This is a genomic window from Paracoccus sp. S1E-3 (assembly GCF_013868135.1).
Taxonomy (GTDB): Bacteria; Pseudomonadota; Alphaproteobacteria; order Rhodobacterales; family Rhodobacteraceae; genus Paracoccus.
In genome coordinates, this window is the sequence record NZ_JACEMU010000016.1 from 237,922 (window position 1) to 252,362 (window position 14,441).

17 protein-coding genes and 1 tRNA gene are annotated in these 14,441 nt (G+C 67.7%); 11 read left to right on the forward strand and 7 right to left on the reverse strand.

Going from position 1 to position 14,441, the window contains the following annotated elements; all coding sequences use genetic code 11:
- Positions 1–59 precede the first annotated feature (59 nt).
- Positions 60–749: a uroporphyrinogen-III synthase gene (locus H1S04_RS15660; protein ID WP_181746452.1), complete on the reverse strand. Its 690-nt coding sequence runs from the start codon at positions 747–749 to the stop codon at positions 60–62.
- A gap of 74 nt (positions 750–823) precedes the next feature.
- Between H1S04_RS15660 and tsaD the strand changes: the two genes are divergently transcribed.
- Genes tsaD through H1S04_RS15685 form a run of 5 tightly spaced genes read left to right on the forward strand, consistent with a single transcriptional unit; the run spans position 824 to position 3,810 of the window.
- On the forward strand, positions 824–1,888 hold the full coding sequence (gene tsaD / locus H1S04_RS15665; RefSeq protein WP_181746453.1) for a tRNA (adenosine(37)-N6)-threonylcarbamoyltransferase complex transferase subunit TsaD: 1,065 nt from the start codon (positions 824–826) through the stop codon (positions 1,886–1,888).
- Entirely contained in the window at positions 1,885–2,193 is a 309-nt protein-coding gene (locus H1S04_RS15670) for a hypothetical protein (protein ID WP_181746454.1), read from the forward strand. The genes tsaD and H1S04_RS15670 overlap by 4 nt, the downstream gene beginning before the upstream one ends.
- On the forward strand, positions 2,190–3,122 hold the full coding sequence (locus tag H1S04_RS15675; protein ID WP_181746455.1) for an NAD(P)H-dependent glycerol-3-phosphate dehydrogenase: 933 nt from the start codon (positions 2,190–2,192) through the stop codon (positions 3,120–3,122). The genes H1S04_RS15670 and H1S04_RS15675 overlap by 4 nt, the downstream gene beginning before the upstream one ends.
- Complete coding sequence (locus H1S04_RS15680; protein WP_181746456.1) at positions 3,122–3,394, forward strand: YciI family protein; 273 nt, start codon at positions 3,122–3,124, stop codon at positions 3,392–3,394. Before H1S04_RS15675 ends, H1S04_RS15680 begins: the two co-directional genes overlap by 1 nt.
- A complete protein-coding gene (locus H1S04_RS15685; RefSeq protein ID WP_181746457.1) occupies positions 3,394–3,810 on the forward strand; it encodes an EVE domain-containing protein in 417 nt (138 codons plus the stop codon). The genes H1S04_RS15680 and H1S04_RS15685 overlap by 1 nt, the downstream gene beginning before the upstream one ends.
- 38 nt (positions 3,811–3,848) lie before the next feature.
- Here the strand turns inward: H1S04_RS15685 and H1S04_RS15690 are convergent, their stop codons facing one another.
- Entirely contained in the window at positions 3,849–4,520 is a 672-nt protein-coding gene (locus H1S04_RS15690; RefSeq protein ID WP_181746458.1) for an HAD-IA family hydrolase, read from the reverse strand.
- 109 nt (positions 4,521–4,629) lie between these two features.
- Between H1S04_RS15690 and glmU the strand changes: the two genes are divergently transcribed.
- The 3 genes from glmU to H1S04_RS15705 all read left to right on the forward strand — a co-directional run bounded on the left by glmU (position 4,630) and on the right by H1S04_RS15705 (position 9,055).
- A complete protein-coding gene (glmU, locus tag H1S04_RS15695; RefSeq protein WP_181746459.1) occupies positions 4,630–5,988 on the forward strand; it encodes a bifunctional UDP-N-acetylglucosamine diphosphorylase/glucosamine-1-phosphate N-acetyltransferase GlmU in 1,359 nt (452 codons plus the stop codon).
- A gap of 5 nt (positions 5,989–5,993) precedes the next feature.
- Complete coding sequence (gene glmS, locus H1S04_RS15700; protein ID WP_181746460.1) at positions 5,994–7,811, forward strand: glutamine--fructose-6-phosphate transaminase (isomerizing); 1,818 nt, start codon at positions 5,994–5,996, stop codon at positions 7,809–7,811.
- 77 nt (positions 7,812–7,888) lie between these two features.
- A complete protein-coding gene (locus H1S04_RS15705; protein WP_181746461.1) occupies positions 7,889–9,055 on the forward strand; it encodes a M20 aminoacylase family protein in 1,167 nt (388 codons plus the stop codon).
- 161 nt (positions 9,056–9,216) lie between these two features.
- On the opposite strand, the gene moaA is transcribed toward H1S04_RS15705, so the two are convergent.
- Positions 9,217–10,221: a GTP 3',8-cyclase MoaA gene (gene moaA / locus H1S04_RS15710; RefSeq protein WP_181746462.1), complete on the reverse strand. Its 1,005-nt coding sequence runs from the start codon at positions 10,219–10,221 to the stop codon at positions 9,217–9,219.
- Positions 10,222–10,317: 96 nt separating this feature from the next.
- Here moaA and H1S04_RS15715 point away from each other — a divergent pair, with 96 nt between their 5' ends.
- Positions 10,318–10,788 carry a hypothetical protein gene (locus tag H1S04_RS15715; protein ID WP_255435650.1) on the forward strand — a complete coding sequence of 157 codons (471 nt, stop codon included), beginning with the start codon at positions 10,318–10,320 and terminating at the stop codon, positions 10,786–10,788.
- A gap of 11 nt (positions 10,789–10,799) precedes the next feature.
- Here the strand turns inward: H1S04_RS15715 and H1S04_RS15720 are convergent.
- Positions 10,800–10,874: transfer RNA gene (locus H1S04_RS15720), tRNA-Thr, on the reverse strand.
- Between the two features lie 143 nt (positions 10,875–11,017).
- Between H1S04_RS15720 and H1S04_RS15725 the strand changes: the two genes are divergently transcribed.
- On the forward strand, positions 11,018–11,890 hold the full coding sequence (locus tag H1S04_RS15725) for a hypothetical protein (protein ID WP_181746463.1): 873 nt from the start codon (positions 11,018–11,020) through the stop codon (positions 11,888–11,890).
- 310 nt (positions 11,891–12,200) lie between these two features.
- Here the strand turns inward: H1S04_RS15725 and H1S04_RS15730 are convergent, their stop codons facing one another.
- Positions 12,201–12,452: a DUF2312 domain-containing protein gene (locus H1S04_RS15730; protein WP_181746464.1), complete on the reverse strand. Its 252-nt coding sequence runs from the start codon at positions 12,450–12,452 to the stop codon at positions 12,201–12,203.
- An 88-nt stretch (positions 12,453–12,540) separates the two neighbouring features.
- Here H1S04_RS15730 and H1S04_RS15735 point away from each other — a divergent pair, with 88 nt between their 5' ends.
- On the forward strand, positions 12,541–12,768 hold the full coding sequence (locus H1S04_RS15735; protein ID WP_181746465.1) for a hypothetical protein: 228 nt from the start codon (positions 12,541–12,543) through the stop codon (positions 12,766–12,768).
- Here H1S04_RS15735 and mnmH read toward each other — a convergent pair.
- The gene (gene mnmH, locus H1S04_RS15740) at positions 12,765–13,826 is read right to left on the reverse strand and encodes a tRNA 2-selenouridine(34) synthase MnmH (RefSeq protein WP_181746466.1); all 1,062 of its coding nucleotides are present in this window, start codon (positions 13,824–13,826) and stop codon (positions 12,765–12,767) included. The two genes, H1S04_RS15735 and mnmH, sit on opposite strands and share 4 nt — an antisense overlap.
- An 8-nt stretch (positions 13,827–13,834) precedes the next feature.
- Positions 13,835–14,395, reverse strand: a complete 561-nt coding sequence (locus tag H1S04_RS15745; protein ID WP_181746467.1) for a L,D-transpeptidase — start codon at positions 14,393–14,395, stop codon at positions 13,835–13,837.
- Between the last annotated feature and the right edge of the window lie 46 nt (positions 14,396–14,441).

Here is a 14,441-nt window from a genome sequence, read left to right on the forward strand (position 1 = left end):
GTCTTATCCCCCTGAAAAATCGGCGATCGACCTAAGGCCGGATCGCGTTCGGGGACAGTCTAGCGATGCCCCCACTCCGTCTCAACCCACGGTGTCCGGCTTCGTTCCCCAAGCGCGAGCAACAAGATCGCGCGCCGCATTGCCGCCCCCTCGGGGCGATCGGCGACGATCCGCAAGCTGGCGGGCCCGCGATAGGCCGCATCGGCGCGGGCGCTGATCGCCACGGCGGCGATGGCGGCCGCCGCGCCCTCGACCGACCCGGACAGCAGCGCCGCGCTGCGCGGCGAAAACAGCGGCAGGATCAGCGGTCGCGCCGCCGCCAGTGCTGCCCGCGCGGCGTCCGAAAGCGGCTGCGGCACCTGATCGTAGACGGCGATCCCCTCGACCGGCAGAACCCGCGCCCGATGGCGGCCATGCAGATGCAGCCAATCCCGCCGCCCGTCCAGCAAAGGCAGCAGCCCCAGCGCGTCGCCGGGCCCCTCCTCAACCGCGAAACCGGCCGCGCGGGCGGCGGCGGCGGTCTGCGGACCCACCGCCAGGGCGCGCCGCCCCTGCCCCGGCCCGGCAAAGGGCACCGCATTGGCCGAGGTAAAGACCAGCCCCGGTGCGGTCGCCAGCCGGGCGTCGTCGAAGGGCAGCCCCTCGATCCGCAGGACCGGTGCGATCAGGCATTCGACCTCGGGGATTTCGGCGGCGAAGGCGCGCGATTGGGCCAGAGGCCGGGTCAGCAGGCAAAGCGGGGCGGTCATTGCGGCTCGCGTCTGGGGTGGCTATCTGATTGCTACCCCCGCCGCAGCCTGCGGTGCAACCACTGGACCGGGCCATGACGCTGACATTCCTGGGCATCGAAAGCAGCTGCGACGATACCGCCGCCGCCGTCGTGCGCGCGGACGGCACGATCCTGTCCTCGGTCGTGGCCGGGCAGACGGCGCTGCACGCCGATTTCGGCGGCGTCGTCCCCGAGATCGCCGCCCGCGCCCATGCCGAGAAACTGGACGGCTGCATCGAGGAAGCACTGGCGGAAGCCGGCCTGACGCTGGCCGATCTGGACGGGGTGGCGGTCACCGCCGGTCCGGGGCTGATCGGCGGTGTCATGGCGGGGGTGATGATGGCCAAGGGTATCGCCGCGGGCGCAGGGCTGCCACTGATCGGCGTCAACCATCTGGCCGGGCACGCGCTGACCCCGCGCCTGACCGATGCGGTGGGCTATCCCTATCTGATGCTGCTTGTCTCGGGCGGGCATTGCCAGTTCCTGCGCGTCGATGGTCCGCAGGATTTCCGCCGTCTGGGCGGCACCATCGACGACGCGCCGGGCGAGGCCTTCGACAAGACCGCCAAGTTGCTCGGGCTGGCCCAGCCCGGCGGCCCCTCGGTTGAAACCGAGGCGCGGGCCGGTAATCCCAAACGCTTCGCGCTGCCGCGCCCGCTGCTGGACCGGCCCGGCTATGACCTGAGCTTTTCCGGCCTGAAAACCGCCGTGCTGCGTGCCCGCGACGAACTGGTCGCCGCACAGGGTGGCATGACGGTGCAGGACCGCGCCGATCTCTGCGCCGGCTTTCAGGCCGCCGTCGCCGAGGTGCTGGCCGAAAAGACCCGTCGCGCGCTGGCGGATCATCCGGTGCCGGTGCTGGCGGTGGCGGGGGGGGTCGCGGCCAATGCCACCATCCGCGCCGCTCTGGAGCGCGTCGCCGAGGCGGCGGGCGCAGCCTTCCTGGCCCCGCCGCTGCGGCTCTGCACCGACAATGCCGCGATGATCGCCTGGGCCGGGATCGAGGCCTTCCGCCTCGGCCAACGCGACGACATGACCCTTGCCGGACGCCCCCGCTGGCCGCTGGACGAAGCCGCCGCGCCCATGCTGGGCGCGGGCCGCAAAGGCGCGAAAGCATGATTTCGGCCGAGGCCAAGGTGCTGATCCTGAACGCCGTCGTTCTGGGCGTGGCCTATCTGGGTATCTACCCCACGATGCGGGAAAAGACATTGAAGGCGATGCTGCGCAACGATCTGGCGCTGACCTTGCTGCTGATCGTCACCGCGGGGGCGTTGTTCGCCGGGTCGGGCACGCGCTTCGGCCTGATCGTCACCGACACCAACTGGTTCGCCTTCACGCTGTTGACCTCGGCGGCGATGGAACTGCCGCTGTTTCTGTGGTTCTGCAGGAAGCACGATATCGACATGACCGGAGGCGCGCGATGATTTCAGTTCTTGGGGCCGGGGCGTTCGGCACCGCGCTGGCGGTGGCGCTGTCGGCCAAGGGGCCGGTGACGCTTTGGGGGCGCAGCCTGCCCGAGGGGCGCAGCACCCCGCGGCTGCCCGGCGTCATCATCCCCGAACGGGTCCGCCTGACCGACCATCTGGACGAGGCGATCGCCCAGACCATGATCCTCGCGTTGCCGGCGCAGGCGCTGCGCGGCTTTCTGGCCGAACATGGCCCGGCGCTGAACGGCCGCAATCTGGTCAATAGTGCCAAGGGGATCGACCTCGCGACCGGTGAATCGCCCTCGGGGCTGATCGCACAGGCCTGTCCGGGAGCCATGATCGCCACGCTGACCGGCCCCAGCTTTGCCGCCGATATCGCGCGCGGCCTGCCCACGGCGCTGACGCTCGCCTGCGCCGATGAGGGTGCGCAGGCGCTGCAGCACGCGCTGTCGACGCCGGTGCTGCGGCTGTATCGCACCGATGATCTGCGCGGCGCCGAACTGGGCGGGGCGCTGAAGAACGTGATTGCCATCGCGGCGGGCGTCGCCGTCGGCGCGGGTCTGGGCGACAGCGCCCGCGCGGCGCTCATCACCCGCGGATTTGCCGAAATGACCCGCCTTGCCGTCGCCATGGGTGCGCGGGCCGAAACCCTGTCGGGGCTGTCGGGGCTGGGCGATCTGGTGCTGACGGCGACATCGGATCTGTCGCGGAACTTCCGCTACGGCCGCGCGCTCGGCGCAGGCGAGGACTTCGATGCCGCCATCACCGTGGAAGGTGCCTCGACCGCGCAGGCGGCGCGCGTCATCGCGCACGATCGCGGCATCGCCATGCCGATCACCGATGCCGTGGCCGCCCTTGCCCAGGGCCGCGCCAGCGTGGCAGACACGGTGGCGGAATTGCTACAGCGCCCCCTGAAGGAGGAATGATGCCCTATTTTGCCGTGATCTGCCGCGACAAGCCCGGCGCCCTGCCCGTGCGCATGGAAAACCGCGCCGCCCATCTGGATTATGTCGCCGAGACCGGCGTCGTCTTCATCGGCGGCCCGCTGCTGGAAGACGGGCAGATGGCGGGGTCGATGCTGGTGCTGGACGTGGCCGACATGGCGGCGGCGCAGGACTGGGTCGCGGGCGATCCCTACGGCAAGGCCGGGCTGTTCGGCAGCGTCACCATCAACGAATGGAAGAAGGTGTTCGGCTGATGGCATATTGGCTGTTCAAATCCGAACCCGACGTGTTCAGCTTCGACGATCTGATCGCCAAAGGCGATGCGGGCGAGGAATGGGACGGCGTGCGCAACTATCAGGCGCGCAACAACATGCGTGCCATGAAGAAGGGCGAGCGCGGGATCTTCTATCACTCCAATGTCGGCAAGGAATGCGTGGGCATTGTCGAGGTGGTGGCCGAGGCCCATCCCGACAGCAAGGCCGCCGATCCGAAATGGGAATGCGTCGACATCAAGGCCATTCAGCCGCTGGCCCGCACCGTCACGCTGGATCAGGCCAAGGTCGAGCCGCGCCTGAAGGATATGGTGCTGGTCAATAACTCGCGCCTGTCGGTGCAGCCGATCTCCGACGCCGAATGGGCCGTCCTGATGGAGCTGGGCGGCGTCGACTGACGCGACCATGCCACCCCGGTGGTGGTGGGCGGCGTCCGCTAGCCCAGCCACCCCCGCGCCAACGCCGGCAGCGCATCGAAGTGATCCAGCATCGCATCGGGGCGCAGCCGGCTGATGCCCGGTCCCTCGGGGCCGAAGGCCACCAGCGCCACCCGCACCTGCGCCGAGGCCGCCGTCTTCACATCCGTCACCGTATCGCCCAGCAGGAAGGACTGCGCGACCTCGCCGCCGGCGCGGGTCACGGCCTCGCGGTAAGGCAACGGGTCTGGCTTGCGCACCGGCATGGTGTCGGCCCCGACAAGGCTGGCGAAGGCGTCGCGGATGTTCAGCGCCCGCAGCAGGCTGTCGGCCAGCCCCTCGGGCTTGTTGGTGCAGACGGCCAGCCGGTGCCCCTCGGCGGCCAGTTGGGTCAACGCCTCCTCCACCCCCGGATAAAGCCGGGTATGAACGGCGATGGCGGCCCCGTAGGCGTCCAGCAGGCGCGGGAAATCCTCGTCCTCCGCCGCTGGCGGAATCAGCATCCCGGCGCTGGCGCGCGCATAGCCCGCGCGCAGCATGGCACGGCCGCCCTCGAAGGCGATGGACGCGTCGGTCACCGGGTCCAGCCCCGCCAACCCGCGCCGCGCCAGCACCGCATTGGCCGCGCCGATCAGATCGCCCGCCGTATCGGCCAGGGTGCCGTCCAGATCGAAAACCACCGTTCCCGCCATCGTTGTAACCTTTCGTCAAATCCTGTGAACCGCGGGGTGCTTGCGGCCTGGCGGCTGCAAGGGTTAAACGGCCCAGACAAAAACGGCAAACGATGAAACGGGCAGCAGCGTGGCAGAACAGGAAAATCGGGACATCGCGGTGGTCATCCTCGCCGCCGGACAGGGCAGCCGGATGCTGTCGGACCTGCCCAAGGTGCTGCACAAGGTGGGCGCGGTACCGATGGTGGGTCACGCGCTTGCCGCCGCCCGCAGCCTGAACCCGGCCCGTGTGATCGTTGTCGCCGGCCATGGGGCCGAGACGGTGACCAAGGCCGTGGGCAAGCTGGATGAGGAGGCCCGGATCGCGCTGCAGACCGAACAGCTGGGCACCGGGCATGCAGTCGCGCAGGCCTTGCCGCTTCTGGACGGGTTCGAGGGCCGGGTGATCGTGCTTTATGGCGACACCCCCTTCATCAGCGAAGACACCCTGGCCGCGATGGTCGCCCATGATGCCGACGTGATCGTGCTGGGCTTCGAGGCTGCCGATCCGGGCCGCTACGGCCGTCTTGTCACCGATGCCCAGGGCAACCTGCTGCGCATCGTCGAGTTCAAGGACGCGGACGAGGCCACCCGCGCCATCCACCTGTGCAATTCCGGCGTCATGGCCGCCGATGCCGGCCTGCTGCGTCAGTTTGTCGGCCAGTTGGGCAATGACAACGCTTCGGGCGAGTATTACCTGACCGATGTGCCGGCTCTGGCACGCGCGGCGGGCCATCGCGCCGCCGTGGTCACCTGCGACGAGGCCGAGACGCTCGGCGTCAATACCCGCGCCGAACTCGCCCGCGCCGAGGCGATCTTCCAGTCCCGCCGTCGCGCGCAGGCGCTGGCGGACGGGGTGACCCTGACCGCGCCCGAAACCGTCTTCTTCGCGCTGGATACCCAGATCGGCCGTGACGCCATCATTGGGCCGAACGTGGTCTTCGGCCCCGGCGTGACCATCGAATCCGAAGCCGAGATCCTGGCATTCTGCCACCTCGAAGGTTGCCACATTTCGTCCGGCGCGACGGTCGGCCCCTTCGCCCGTCTGCGCCCCGGCGCGGAACTGGGCGGCGATGTCCATGTCGGCAATTTTGTCGAGATCAAGAACAGCGTGCTGGACGAGGGTGTAAAAGTCGGCCACCTCACCTATCTGGGGGATACCCATGTGGGCGAGCGCACCAATATCGGCGCCGGCACCATCACCTGCAATTACGACGGGGTGATGAAGCACCGGAGCGAAATAGGCCGCGACGCCTTCATCGGGTCGGACACCATGCTGGTGGCGCCCGTCAGCATCGGCGACCGCGCGATGACCGGATCGGGGTCGGTCATCACCATGGACGTGCCCGCCGACGCGCTGGCGCTTGGCCGGGCAAAGCAGGTGGTCAAGCCGGGGCTTGCGGCGCGGCTGATGCAGGCGCTGCGCGAAGCGAAAGCAAAGAAGGGTTAAGGCAGATGTGCGGCATTATCGGCATCCTCGGGAATCATCAGGTCGCGCCTCAGCTGGTCGAGGCCCTGAAGCGGCTGGAATATCGCGGTTATGACAGCGCCGGTGTGGCCACCATCGACGCAAGCGGCACGCTGGACCGGCGCCGCGCGGTGGGCAAGCTGATCAATCTGTCGGACCGGCTGGTGGGCGAACCGCTGGCCGGGCGCGCTGGCATCGGCCACACCCGCTGGGCCACCCATGGCGCGGCCACCGAAGGCAATGCCCATCCCCACAAGCGCGGACCGGTCGCGGTCGTCCATAACGGCATCATCGAAAACTTCCGCGAGTTGCGCGAGGAGCTGCTGGCCGCCGGTCTGGCCCCGGAATCGGAAACCGATACCGAAACCGTCGCCATGCTGACCGCCAAGCATCTGGCCGATGGCATGACCCCGGTGGAAGCCGCCCGCGCCACGCTGACCCGCCTGCACGGCGCCTTCGCGCTCGCCTTCATCTTCGACGGCGAGGAGGATCTGATGATTGCCGCCCGCAAGGGCAGCCCACTGGCCGTGGGCCATGGCGAGGGCGAGATGTTCGTCGGATCGGACGCCATCGCGCTTGCCCCCTTCACCGACCGCATCACTTATCTGGAAGACGGCGATCACGTCATCCTGACCCGCGAGGGCGCGCAGATCTTCGACGCCGAGGGCCGCCCCGCCAATCGCGAGATCGCCCAGATCGACGTCGGCGCCACCGCCATCGACAAGGGCGGCTACCGCCACTTCATGGCCAAGGAAATCGCCCAGCAGCCCGCCGTTCTGGGCGATGTGCTGAACCACTACATCAAGGACGGCCGGATCGTCCTGCCCGAAGGCATGGATTTCCGCGATGTCGACCGGCTGACGCTGGTCGGCTGCGGCACCGCCTATCTGGCCGGTTATGTGGCGAAATACTGGTTTGAAAAACTGGCCCGGCTGCCCTGCGACCTGGATGTGGCGTCCGAGTTCCGCTATCGCGAGCCGCCGCTGTCGGATAAAAGCTGGGCCCTGTTCATCAGCCAGTCGGGCGAAACCGCCGATACGCTGGCGGCGCTGCATTATGCCCGCGACAAGGTCGCCAAGACCGTGGGCGTGGTGAACGTGGGCACCTCGGCCATCGCGCGTGACACCGATGTCGCCCTGCCGACGCTGGCCGGGGTCGAGGTCTGCGTGGCGTCCTCGAAGGCCTTCACCTGCCAGCTGGCCGTGCTGGCGGTGCTGGCGCTGAAGGCCGGACATGATCGCGGCGTGCTGTCGGACGCCGAACTCGCCGCCCATCTGGACGACCTGCGCGGCATCCCGGCACTGGTCAATCAGACGCTGAACATCGCCGAGGAATGCGAGAAGCTGGCGGGCTGGCTGTCGGAAAGCAGCGACGTTCTGTTCCTGGGTCGCGGCGCGCTTTATCCGGTGGCGCTGGAAGGCGCGCTGAAGCTGAAGGAGCTCAGCTACATCCACGCCGAGGGTTATGCCTCGGGCGAGCTGAAGCACGGGCCGATCGCGCTGATCGACCAGAACATGCCGGTGGTGGTGGTTGCCCCGCGCGATGCGCTGTTCGAAAAGACCATCTCCAACATGCAGGAGGTGATGGCCCGCCACGGTCAGGTGCTGCTGGTCTCGGACGCGGACGGCATCACCGAAGGCGGTGACGGCATCCGCGCGGCGCTGACCATGCCCGCCGGCGGCGGCATCTTCCAGCCGATCACCTATGCGGTGCCGATGCAGTATCTGGCCTATTACACGGCCGTCGCCAAAGGCACCGATGTGGACCAGCCGCGCAATCTGGCGAAGTCGGTGACGGTGGAATAGGTTTTCCCCGCAGCGGCGCATCTTCCCGGTTGCGCCGCCGCCTTCCGCGCGCCAGTTTGCCGGGGAAGGAGACGATCATGCCCGTCAAGAACCGCTTCGCCGAGCTGCTGCCCGACATCATTGCCTGGCGCCACGATTTCCACGCCCATCCCGAACTGCAATACGATGTCCACCGTACCGCCGGCCGGGTGTCCGAGCTGCTGCGCAGCTTCGGCGTCGACGAGGTGGTCGAAGGCATCGGCCAGACCGGCGTGGTGGGCGTGATCCGCGGCCGGACCGACAGCAGCGGGCGCGTCATCGGCCTGCGCGCCGATATGGACGCCCTGCCGATCATCGAGGCGACCGGGCTGGACTATGCCTCCACGGCTCCGGGGCGGATGCATGCCTGCGGCCATGACGGCCATACCTCGATGCTGCTGGGCGCGGCGCAGTATCTGGCCGAGACCCGCAATTTCGACGGCACTGCCATCGTGATCTTCCAGCCCGCCGAAGAAGGCGGCGCGGGCGCGCAGGCGATGATCGGGGACGGTCTGGCCGAACGCTGGAACATCCAGGAATTCTACGGGCTGCACAATATGCCCGGCATTCCGGTCGGCCATTTCGCCATCCGCGAAGGCGGCATCATGGCCGCCGCCGACGAGTTCGAGATCACCGTGACCGGCAAGGGCGGCCATGCGGCCATGCCCAATAACGCCGTCGACACCCTGCTGGTCGCCGCGCAGATCGTGGTGGCGATGCAATCGGTGGTGTCGCGCAATGTCGATCCGCTGAAGAACGGCGTCGTCTCCTGCTGCGTGGTCGAGACGGATTCGACCGCCCATAACGTCATCCCGCAGGTGGTGAAGATCAGCGGCACCGCGCGCAGCCTCGACCCCGATGTGCGCGAGCTGCAGGTTCAGGCCATGCGCCGCATCGCCGAAAACACCGCCGCAGCTTTCGGCGCCAAGGCCGAACTGGATTATCACTACGGCTATCCGGTGACCGTCAATCATCCCGCCCCCACCCGCCACGCGATCGAGGTCGCCCGCAGCATCTCGGCCGATGTCGACACCGACGTGGCGCCGCTGATGGGCGGCGAGGATTTCAGCTTCATGCTGAACGCCCGGCCCGGCGCCTATATGTTCATCGGAAATGGCGATACCGCCGGCCTGCACCACCCCCAATATACCTTCACCGACGAGGCCATCCCCTTCGGCGCCAGTTGGCTGGCCGGCATGGTCGAAGCCCGGATGCCCGCCGCCTGAGGCGGTTCAGGTAGGCTTGCTCTCTGGGGTGCGAGCGGGCTTCATTCGGTGATGCCCGCAGGCAACCCCTAGGCATGTCCGAAGCGAAGACAGACAGCAGGTTCTTCTATCTTGCGCGCCCGAATACCTCGGGGGTCCGAAGTCCCCGGCACAGGGCGCGCTTAGCCGCCGGTATGGCTCATGTGGCGGCTGACCTGGCCGGTCACGTGCTGACGGGAATAATCGAAATCATGCCCCTTCGGCTTGCGCGCTATGGCGGCGCGGATCGCCGCCTGCAGCGGGGCATCGTCTTCTGAGGCCCGCAGCGGCGCGCGCAGATCGGCGCGGTCTTCCTGACCCAGGCACATATACAGCTCGCCCGTGCAGGTAACGCGGACGCGGTTGCAGCTTTCGCAGAAATTATGGGTGAGCGGCGTGATGAAGCCGACCTTCTGGCCGGTCTCGCCAATGCGGACATAGCGGGCCGGGCCGCCGGTGCGCTCGGCCAGATCGATCAGCGTCAGCCGCTCGGAAAGGCGGGCGCGCAGGTTCGACAGCGGCCAGTACTGGTCCAGCCGCGCCTCCTCGCCCATATCGCCCATCGGCATCACCTCGATGAAGGTCAGGTCATGGCCCTCGCCCGCGCACCAGTCGAGCAACGGGAAAAGCTCATCCTCGTTGAAGCCCTTCAGCGCGACCGCATTGATCTTGACCCGCAGCCCGGCCGCTTTCGCAGCCCTGATGCCCGCCAGCACCTGATCCAGCCTGCCCCAGCGGGTGATGGCGGCGAATTTCTGCGGGTCGAGCGTATCCAGCGAGACATTGACCCGGCGCACCCCGATATCGGTGAGTTCCGAGGCGAAACGGCCCAACTGGCTGCCATTGGTGGTCAGCGTCAGTTCGTCCAGTCCCGCGCCCAGATGCCGCGAGACGTTGCGGAAGAAGGACATGATGTCACGCCGGACCAGCGGCTCGCCGCCGGTGATACGCAGCTTGCGCACGCCAAGACCGACAAAGCTGGAACACAGGCGGTCCAGTTCCTCCAGCGTCAGCAGATCGCGCTTGGGCAGGAACTGCATATGCTCGGCCATGCAATAGGTGCAGCGGAAATCGCAGCGATCAGTGACCGACACCCGCAGATAGGTGATCGGGCGGGCAAAGGGGTCGATCAGCGGGGCCTGTTCCATAATCTTCAGATAGGCCGAAGGCCGCCGTCCCGCAAGCCGCGCCATTGCGCCGTTGCATCGCGCCCGCTAGCTTTCGCCCAACATGAAGGAGGCCGCATGACCCGAACGACCGCCCTGGTGGCACTGTGCCTGTGCACCGTTGTCCTTTCCGCCTGCAATACGGACCGTCAGGCTGTGGCCCCGCGCCCGCAGGCCCCGCCGCCGGCCGCCGCCAGCACGGCCGCGAAATCGGTCATGCAGGGTGCGGGGCAGGCCGTTGCCGCGCTCGACACCACCACGCCGGCGGAAAAGGCTGCGGCCGCGGCACCTGCCTCGGGCGGCGGCAAGCTGGGCCGCACGGTGGCATCGCTGGGCGACGCGACCGAGGGCGGCTTCTGGGTCAAGACCCCGCTGGTCAAGGCGCCGGCCAAGGGCCGCGTCGTCAACCCCGGCAATGGCAAATCCGCCAATGTCGATCTGCAGCCGCTTTCGGGCGGCGGCGCGGGCAGCCAGTTGTCGCTGGCGGCGATGCAGGCGCTGGGGCTGTCTCTGACCGACCTGCCGGAAATCGAGGTCTGGCAGAACTGATCGAGGGTGGATGGTGCCGGTTGAGGGGATTGAACCCCCGACCTTCGGTTTACAAAACCGCTGCTCTACCGCTGAGCTAAACCGGCGCTTTCGACTGTTCCGATAGCGCCTGGGCGATCTTCGCGCAAGACATCCTGCGGTCCCGCGCCGCAATCCTGACGTGAATCCGGTTTTCCTGACCGTAAAGCAACGCTAACCTGCGGATCGAGTTCACTGAAGCGGAAGCCTTATGCAGATCGTCTACCACGTCGGCGCCCATGGAAGCGATCAGGCCAAGCTTATCCGAACCTTGCTCCGCAATCGCGCGGAACTGGTGCGACACGGCACCGAGGTCCCCGCCCCGAACCGCTATCTCGGTCTGTTCGGCGAGGCCATGAACTCGTTGAACGGGGGTGAGGCGCCGCCGGAAATGCAGGAAGTCCTGCTGGACATGCTGGTCGACAACGAGGATGCGAAGCGTCTGGTGCTGAGCCAGAGCATGTTTCTCGGCACGCCGCGGCGGGCCATATCCCGGAAAAGGCTGTATCCGTATTCGCCCCGCCGCCTGCGTGGCCTGTCAAACCTGTTCCCCGACAGCGTGGTCGAATTCCACCTGGGCGTCGTTCATCCCGCCACCCAGATCTTCCAGTTGGTGGCACGCAACAAGGGCGATTACCCCGGCACGATGAACGGCGCCGATCCGCGGCAGCTTCGCTGGGCGCCCGCCGTCCGCGCCATGCTGGAGGCAGTGCCCGACCGCGAATTCGTCATCTGGGCGCAGGAAGACCTGCCCTTCACCTGGCCCGAGGTGCTGCGCCGCCTGGCCGGTGTCGGCCCCGAAGTGCCGCTGATCGGCGAGGACGCGATCCTGGCCGACCTGCTGCCCCCCGAAACCCTGCGTGATCTGCGGGCCAATATGGATGCCACGCCCGATCTGACCATTCGCGGGCGGCGCAATCTGGTCGAGCAGGCGCTTGCTGCGGGCGGCGCGACGGCGGCGATGGAAAGCGAAGTGCCCCTGCCCGGCTGGACCCAGGATCTGATCGACGAACTGTCCGAGATCTATGCGGATGATCTTGCGGAACTGGCGGCAATCTCCGGGGTTGAATTCATCTCGGCCTGAAGCGGGACCCTCCCACCCGCGCGTGGCCGGTTATGCCGATGGCGAGCGCGATGCTAACCAAGGCCGTTCGGCAAGCGCCGGGGATTGCAAGGCGTTTTCAGACGAACAGGGCCTCGCGGGCCATCGCGGACGCCCCCGAACCGGAACCCGTCGACCCGGTGTGATGCTGCAGGGGCGGCGGCGCTGCTGCGGTCGGCGATCTGCCGACATATGCGCGGCGCATCGTTGACTGCCGGACGAGCTGATCGGCCAGCCGCGCCGCCATCCCGGCGCGGGGATCGGCGGCGGTCGGAACCGGCCGTTCCCGCCCTCAGACCATGCCGAGCGCGGCCTTGTACATGTCAAGGATCGCTTCTTCCTCGGCGATGTCGTCGCGGTCGCGCTTGCGCAGGGCGATGACCTTCTTCATCACCTTGGTGTCATAGCCGCGCGCCTTTGCCTCGGCCATGATTTCCTTCTGACGCTCGGTCACGTCCTTCTTTTCCGCTTCCATCTGCTCGTATTGTTCGATGAACTGGCGCAGTTCATCGGCGGCGACGTTATAGGCGTGATCGTCCTGCATGATGTTCCCCGTTGGTCAGGGCGAAACTCATAGGCCGTCTTGCCGGCTTCTGCAATGACGGCTAAGCCCCACCCAACAAGGGGGCTGCATGAGCGTTTTCGACATCGTGATCTGGGCCGGGGCCGCACTGACGCTGGCCGGGCTGACGGGCATCCTGTGGTGCATCTGGGCCGTCTGGCGCGCCCGCAGGCAGGGCTTGGACGAGGACGCCTTCCGCGCCCGCATGCAGCGTGTGGTGGCGGTCAATATGGCGGCGCTCGCGGCCTCGGTGCTGGGGCTGATGGCGGTGCTGCTGGGGATCATGCTGGGCAACTAGGCCCGCCGGAAATCCTGCAGGGCGGCCTCGACCTGCACAGTGGCGGCATCCAGATCGCGCAGATCCGCCAGCGCCACCGTGGCGCGTTCGCGTTCGGCATAACGCGCCCGATGCTTGGCATAGCGCGGATCATAGTGATCGCGCATCAACCCCTCGGCCAGGTCGCGCCAGGCACCGGCATCGGCCAGCCGCAGCCACTCCTCAATCCGGGCGGCAGGATGCAGCGACGACAGCCGCCGGATGATGTCCTGCACCCGGCCGGGATCGGCGGCCACATCGCCATAGTCGCGGGCGCTGAAGGCGGCCCTTGCGCCCACCGGCACCTGCAGCGCCAGCCGGGGTGCATTGGCAACTGCCTGCCACACCGCTTTGGGCAGAATCACATCCCCGATGCGCGAGCTTTCAGCCTCGACCAGCACCGGGCGGTCGGGGTCCAGCCCCTCCAGCGCGGCGGCCAGCCGCCCCTCGAACAGTTTCTGGCCGGGTTGCGCGCCACGGTGGCCGAACAGGCTGCCGCGATGATTGGCCAGCCCTTCCAGATCGACGACCTGATGCCCGCGCGCCGCCAGCCGCGACAGGATCGCGGTCTTGGCGCTGCCGGTATTGCCGTCCAGAACGATGACCGGCGCGGGAAAGCCGAGGTCCTGCACCCGGCGAACGACCTGCGCACGCCAGCTTTTATAGCCGCCTTCGACCCGCGCCACCCGCCAGCCGACCTGCGCCAGAATCGTCGCCAATGCGCCGGAACGCTGACCGCCACGCCAGCAATAGACCAGCGGGCGCCAGCTGCCGTCCCGGTCCGCCAGCGGCCCCGAGATATGACGCGCCGCATTCGCCGCCACCAGCGCCGCACCCAGCTTGCGCGCATCGAAAGGCGAGACCTGCTTGTAGATGGTGCCGATCTGGGCGCGCTGATCGTCGTCCAGCACCGGCAGGTTGATCGCGCCCGGCAGGTGATCCTCGGCGAATTCCGAGGGCGAGCGCACGTCGATGACATCATCGAAACGGCCCGAGGCGATTCGCACCGCATCGAGCCGATAGGTCTGGGGAAAGCCCATCCGGGCGATCAGTAGACGTAGACCGGCGTGCCGATCGGCACCTGTTCGAACAGCGCCATCACCGCCTCGTTGCGCATGCGGATGCAGCCGTTCGAGACCGCGCGGCCGATGGAACCCGGTTCCGTGGTGCCGTGGATGCGGATGGCGGTGTCATTGCCATTGGCGTCATAGAGATACAGCGCGCGCGCGCCCAGCGGGTTGGTCGGGCCGCCGGGCATGCCGTCCTTCCATTTGCCGTATTGTTCGGGCTTGCGCTTGATCATCGCCTCGGTCGGGCGCCAGCTGGGCCATTCGACCTTGCGGCCGATGCGGGCCTTGCCCTTCCAGACCAGCTCATCCTTGCCCACCGCGACGCCGTAGCGGACCGCCCGGCCCGGCGCGATGACGTGGTAAAGGAAGAACTTGTCCGACAGGACCACGATGGAGCCGACCTCGAACCCTTCGCGGATCGGCACCTCGGTCGGCTGATAGGGATCGGTGGCGGCGGCGGCGGGGGTGGCCTGCGCCAGCACCAGCGAAGGCGCGGCGATCAGCGGCAGGGCCAGCCCGATCATCTGACGACGGTTCATGACAAGATCATCCTGTGTCTGCGTGTTACCCCCCTCCCTATATGTT

Bases quoted from the DNA above. Each gene is read 5' to 3' on its own strand.
- H1S04_RS15660 (WP_181746452.1), bottom strand. From the start codon at position 749: ATGACCGCCCCGCTTTGCCTGCTGACCCGGCCTCTGGCCCAATCGCGC.
- tsaD (WP_181746453.1), top strand. From the start codon at position 824: ATGACGCTGACATTCCTGGGCATCGAAAGCAGCTGCGACGATACCGCC.
- H1S04_RS15670 (WP_181746454.1), top strand. From the start codon at position 1,885: ATGATTTCGGCCGAGGCCAAGGTGCTGATCCTGAACGCCGTCGTTCTG.
- H1S04_RS15675 (WP_181746455.1), top strand. From the start codon at position 2,190: ATGATTTCAGTTCTTGGGGCCGGGGCGTTCGGCACCGCGCTGGCGGTG.
- H1S04_RS15680 (WP_181746456.1), top strand. From the start codon at position 3,122: ATGCCCTATTTTGCCGTGATCTGCCGCGACAAGCCCGGCGCCCTGCCC.
- H1S04_RS15685 (WP_181746457.1), top strand. From the start codon at position 3,394: ATGGCATATTGGCTGTTCAAATCCGAACCCGACGTGTTCAGCTTCGAC.
- H1S04_RS15690 (WP_181746458.1), bottom strand. From the start codon at position 4,520: ATGGCGGGAACGGTGGTTTTCGATCTGGACGGCACCCTGGCCGATACG.
- glmS (WP_181746460.1), top strand. From the start codon at position 5,994: ATGTGCGGCATTATCGGCATCCTCGGGAATCATCAGGTCGCGCCTCAG.
- H1S04_RS15705 (WP_181746461.1), top strand. From the start codon at position 7,889: ATGCCCGTCAAGAACCGCTTCGCCGAGCTGCTGCCCGACATCATTGCC.
- moaA (WP_181746462.1), bottom strand. From the start codon at position 10,221: ATGGAACAGGCCCCGCTGATCGACCCCTTTGCCCGCCCGATCACCTAT.
- H1S04_RS15715 (WP_255435650.1), top strand. From the start codon at position 10,318: ATGACCCGAACGACCGCCCTGGTGGCACTGTGCCTGTGCACCGTTGTC.
- H1S04_RS15725 (WP_181746463.1), top strand. From the start codon at position 11,018: ATGCAGATCGTCTACCACGTCGGCGCCCATGGAAGCGATCAGGCCAAG.
- H1S04_RS15730 (WP_181746464.1), bottom strand. From the start codon at position 12,452: ATGCAGGACGATCACGCCTATAACGTCGCCGCCGATGAACTGCGCCAG.
- H1S04_RS15735 (WP_181746465.1), top strand. From the start codon at position 12,541: ATGAGCGTTTTCGACATCGTGATCTGGGCCGGGGCCGCACTGACGCTG.
- mnmH (WP_181746466.1), bottom strand. From the start codon at position 13,826: ATGGGCTTTCCCCAGACCTATCGGCTCGATGCGGTGCGAATCGCCTCG.
- H1S04_RS15745 (WP_181746467.1), bottom strand. From the start codon at position 14,395: ATGAACCGTCGTCAGATGATCGGGCTGGCCCTGCCGCTGATCGCCGCG.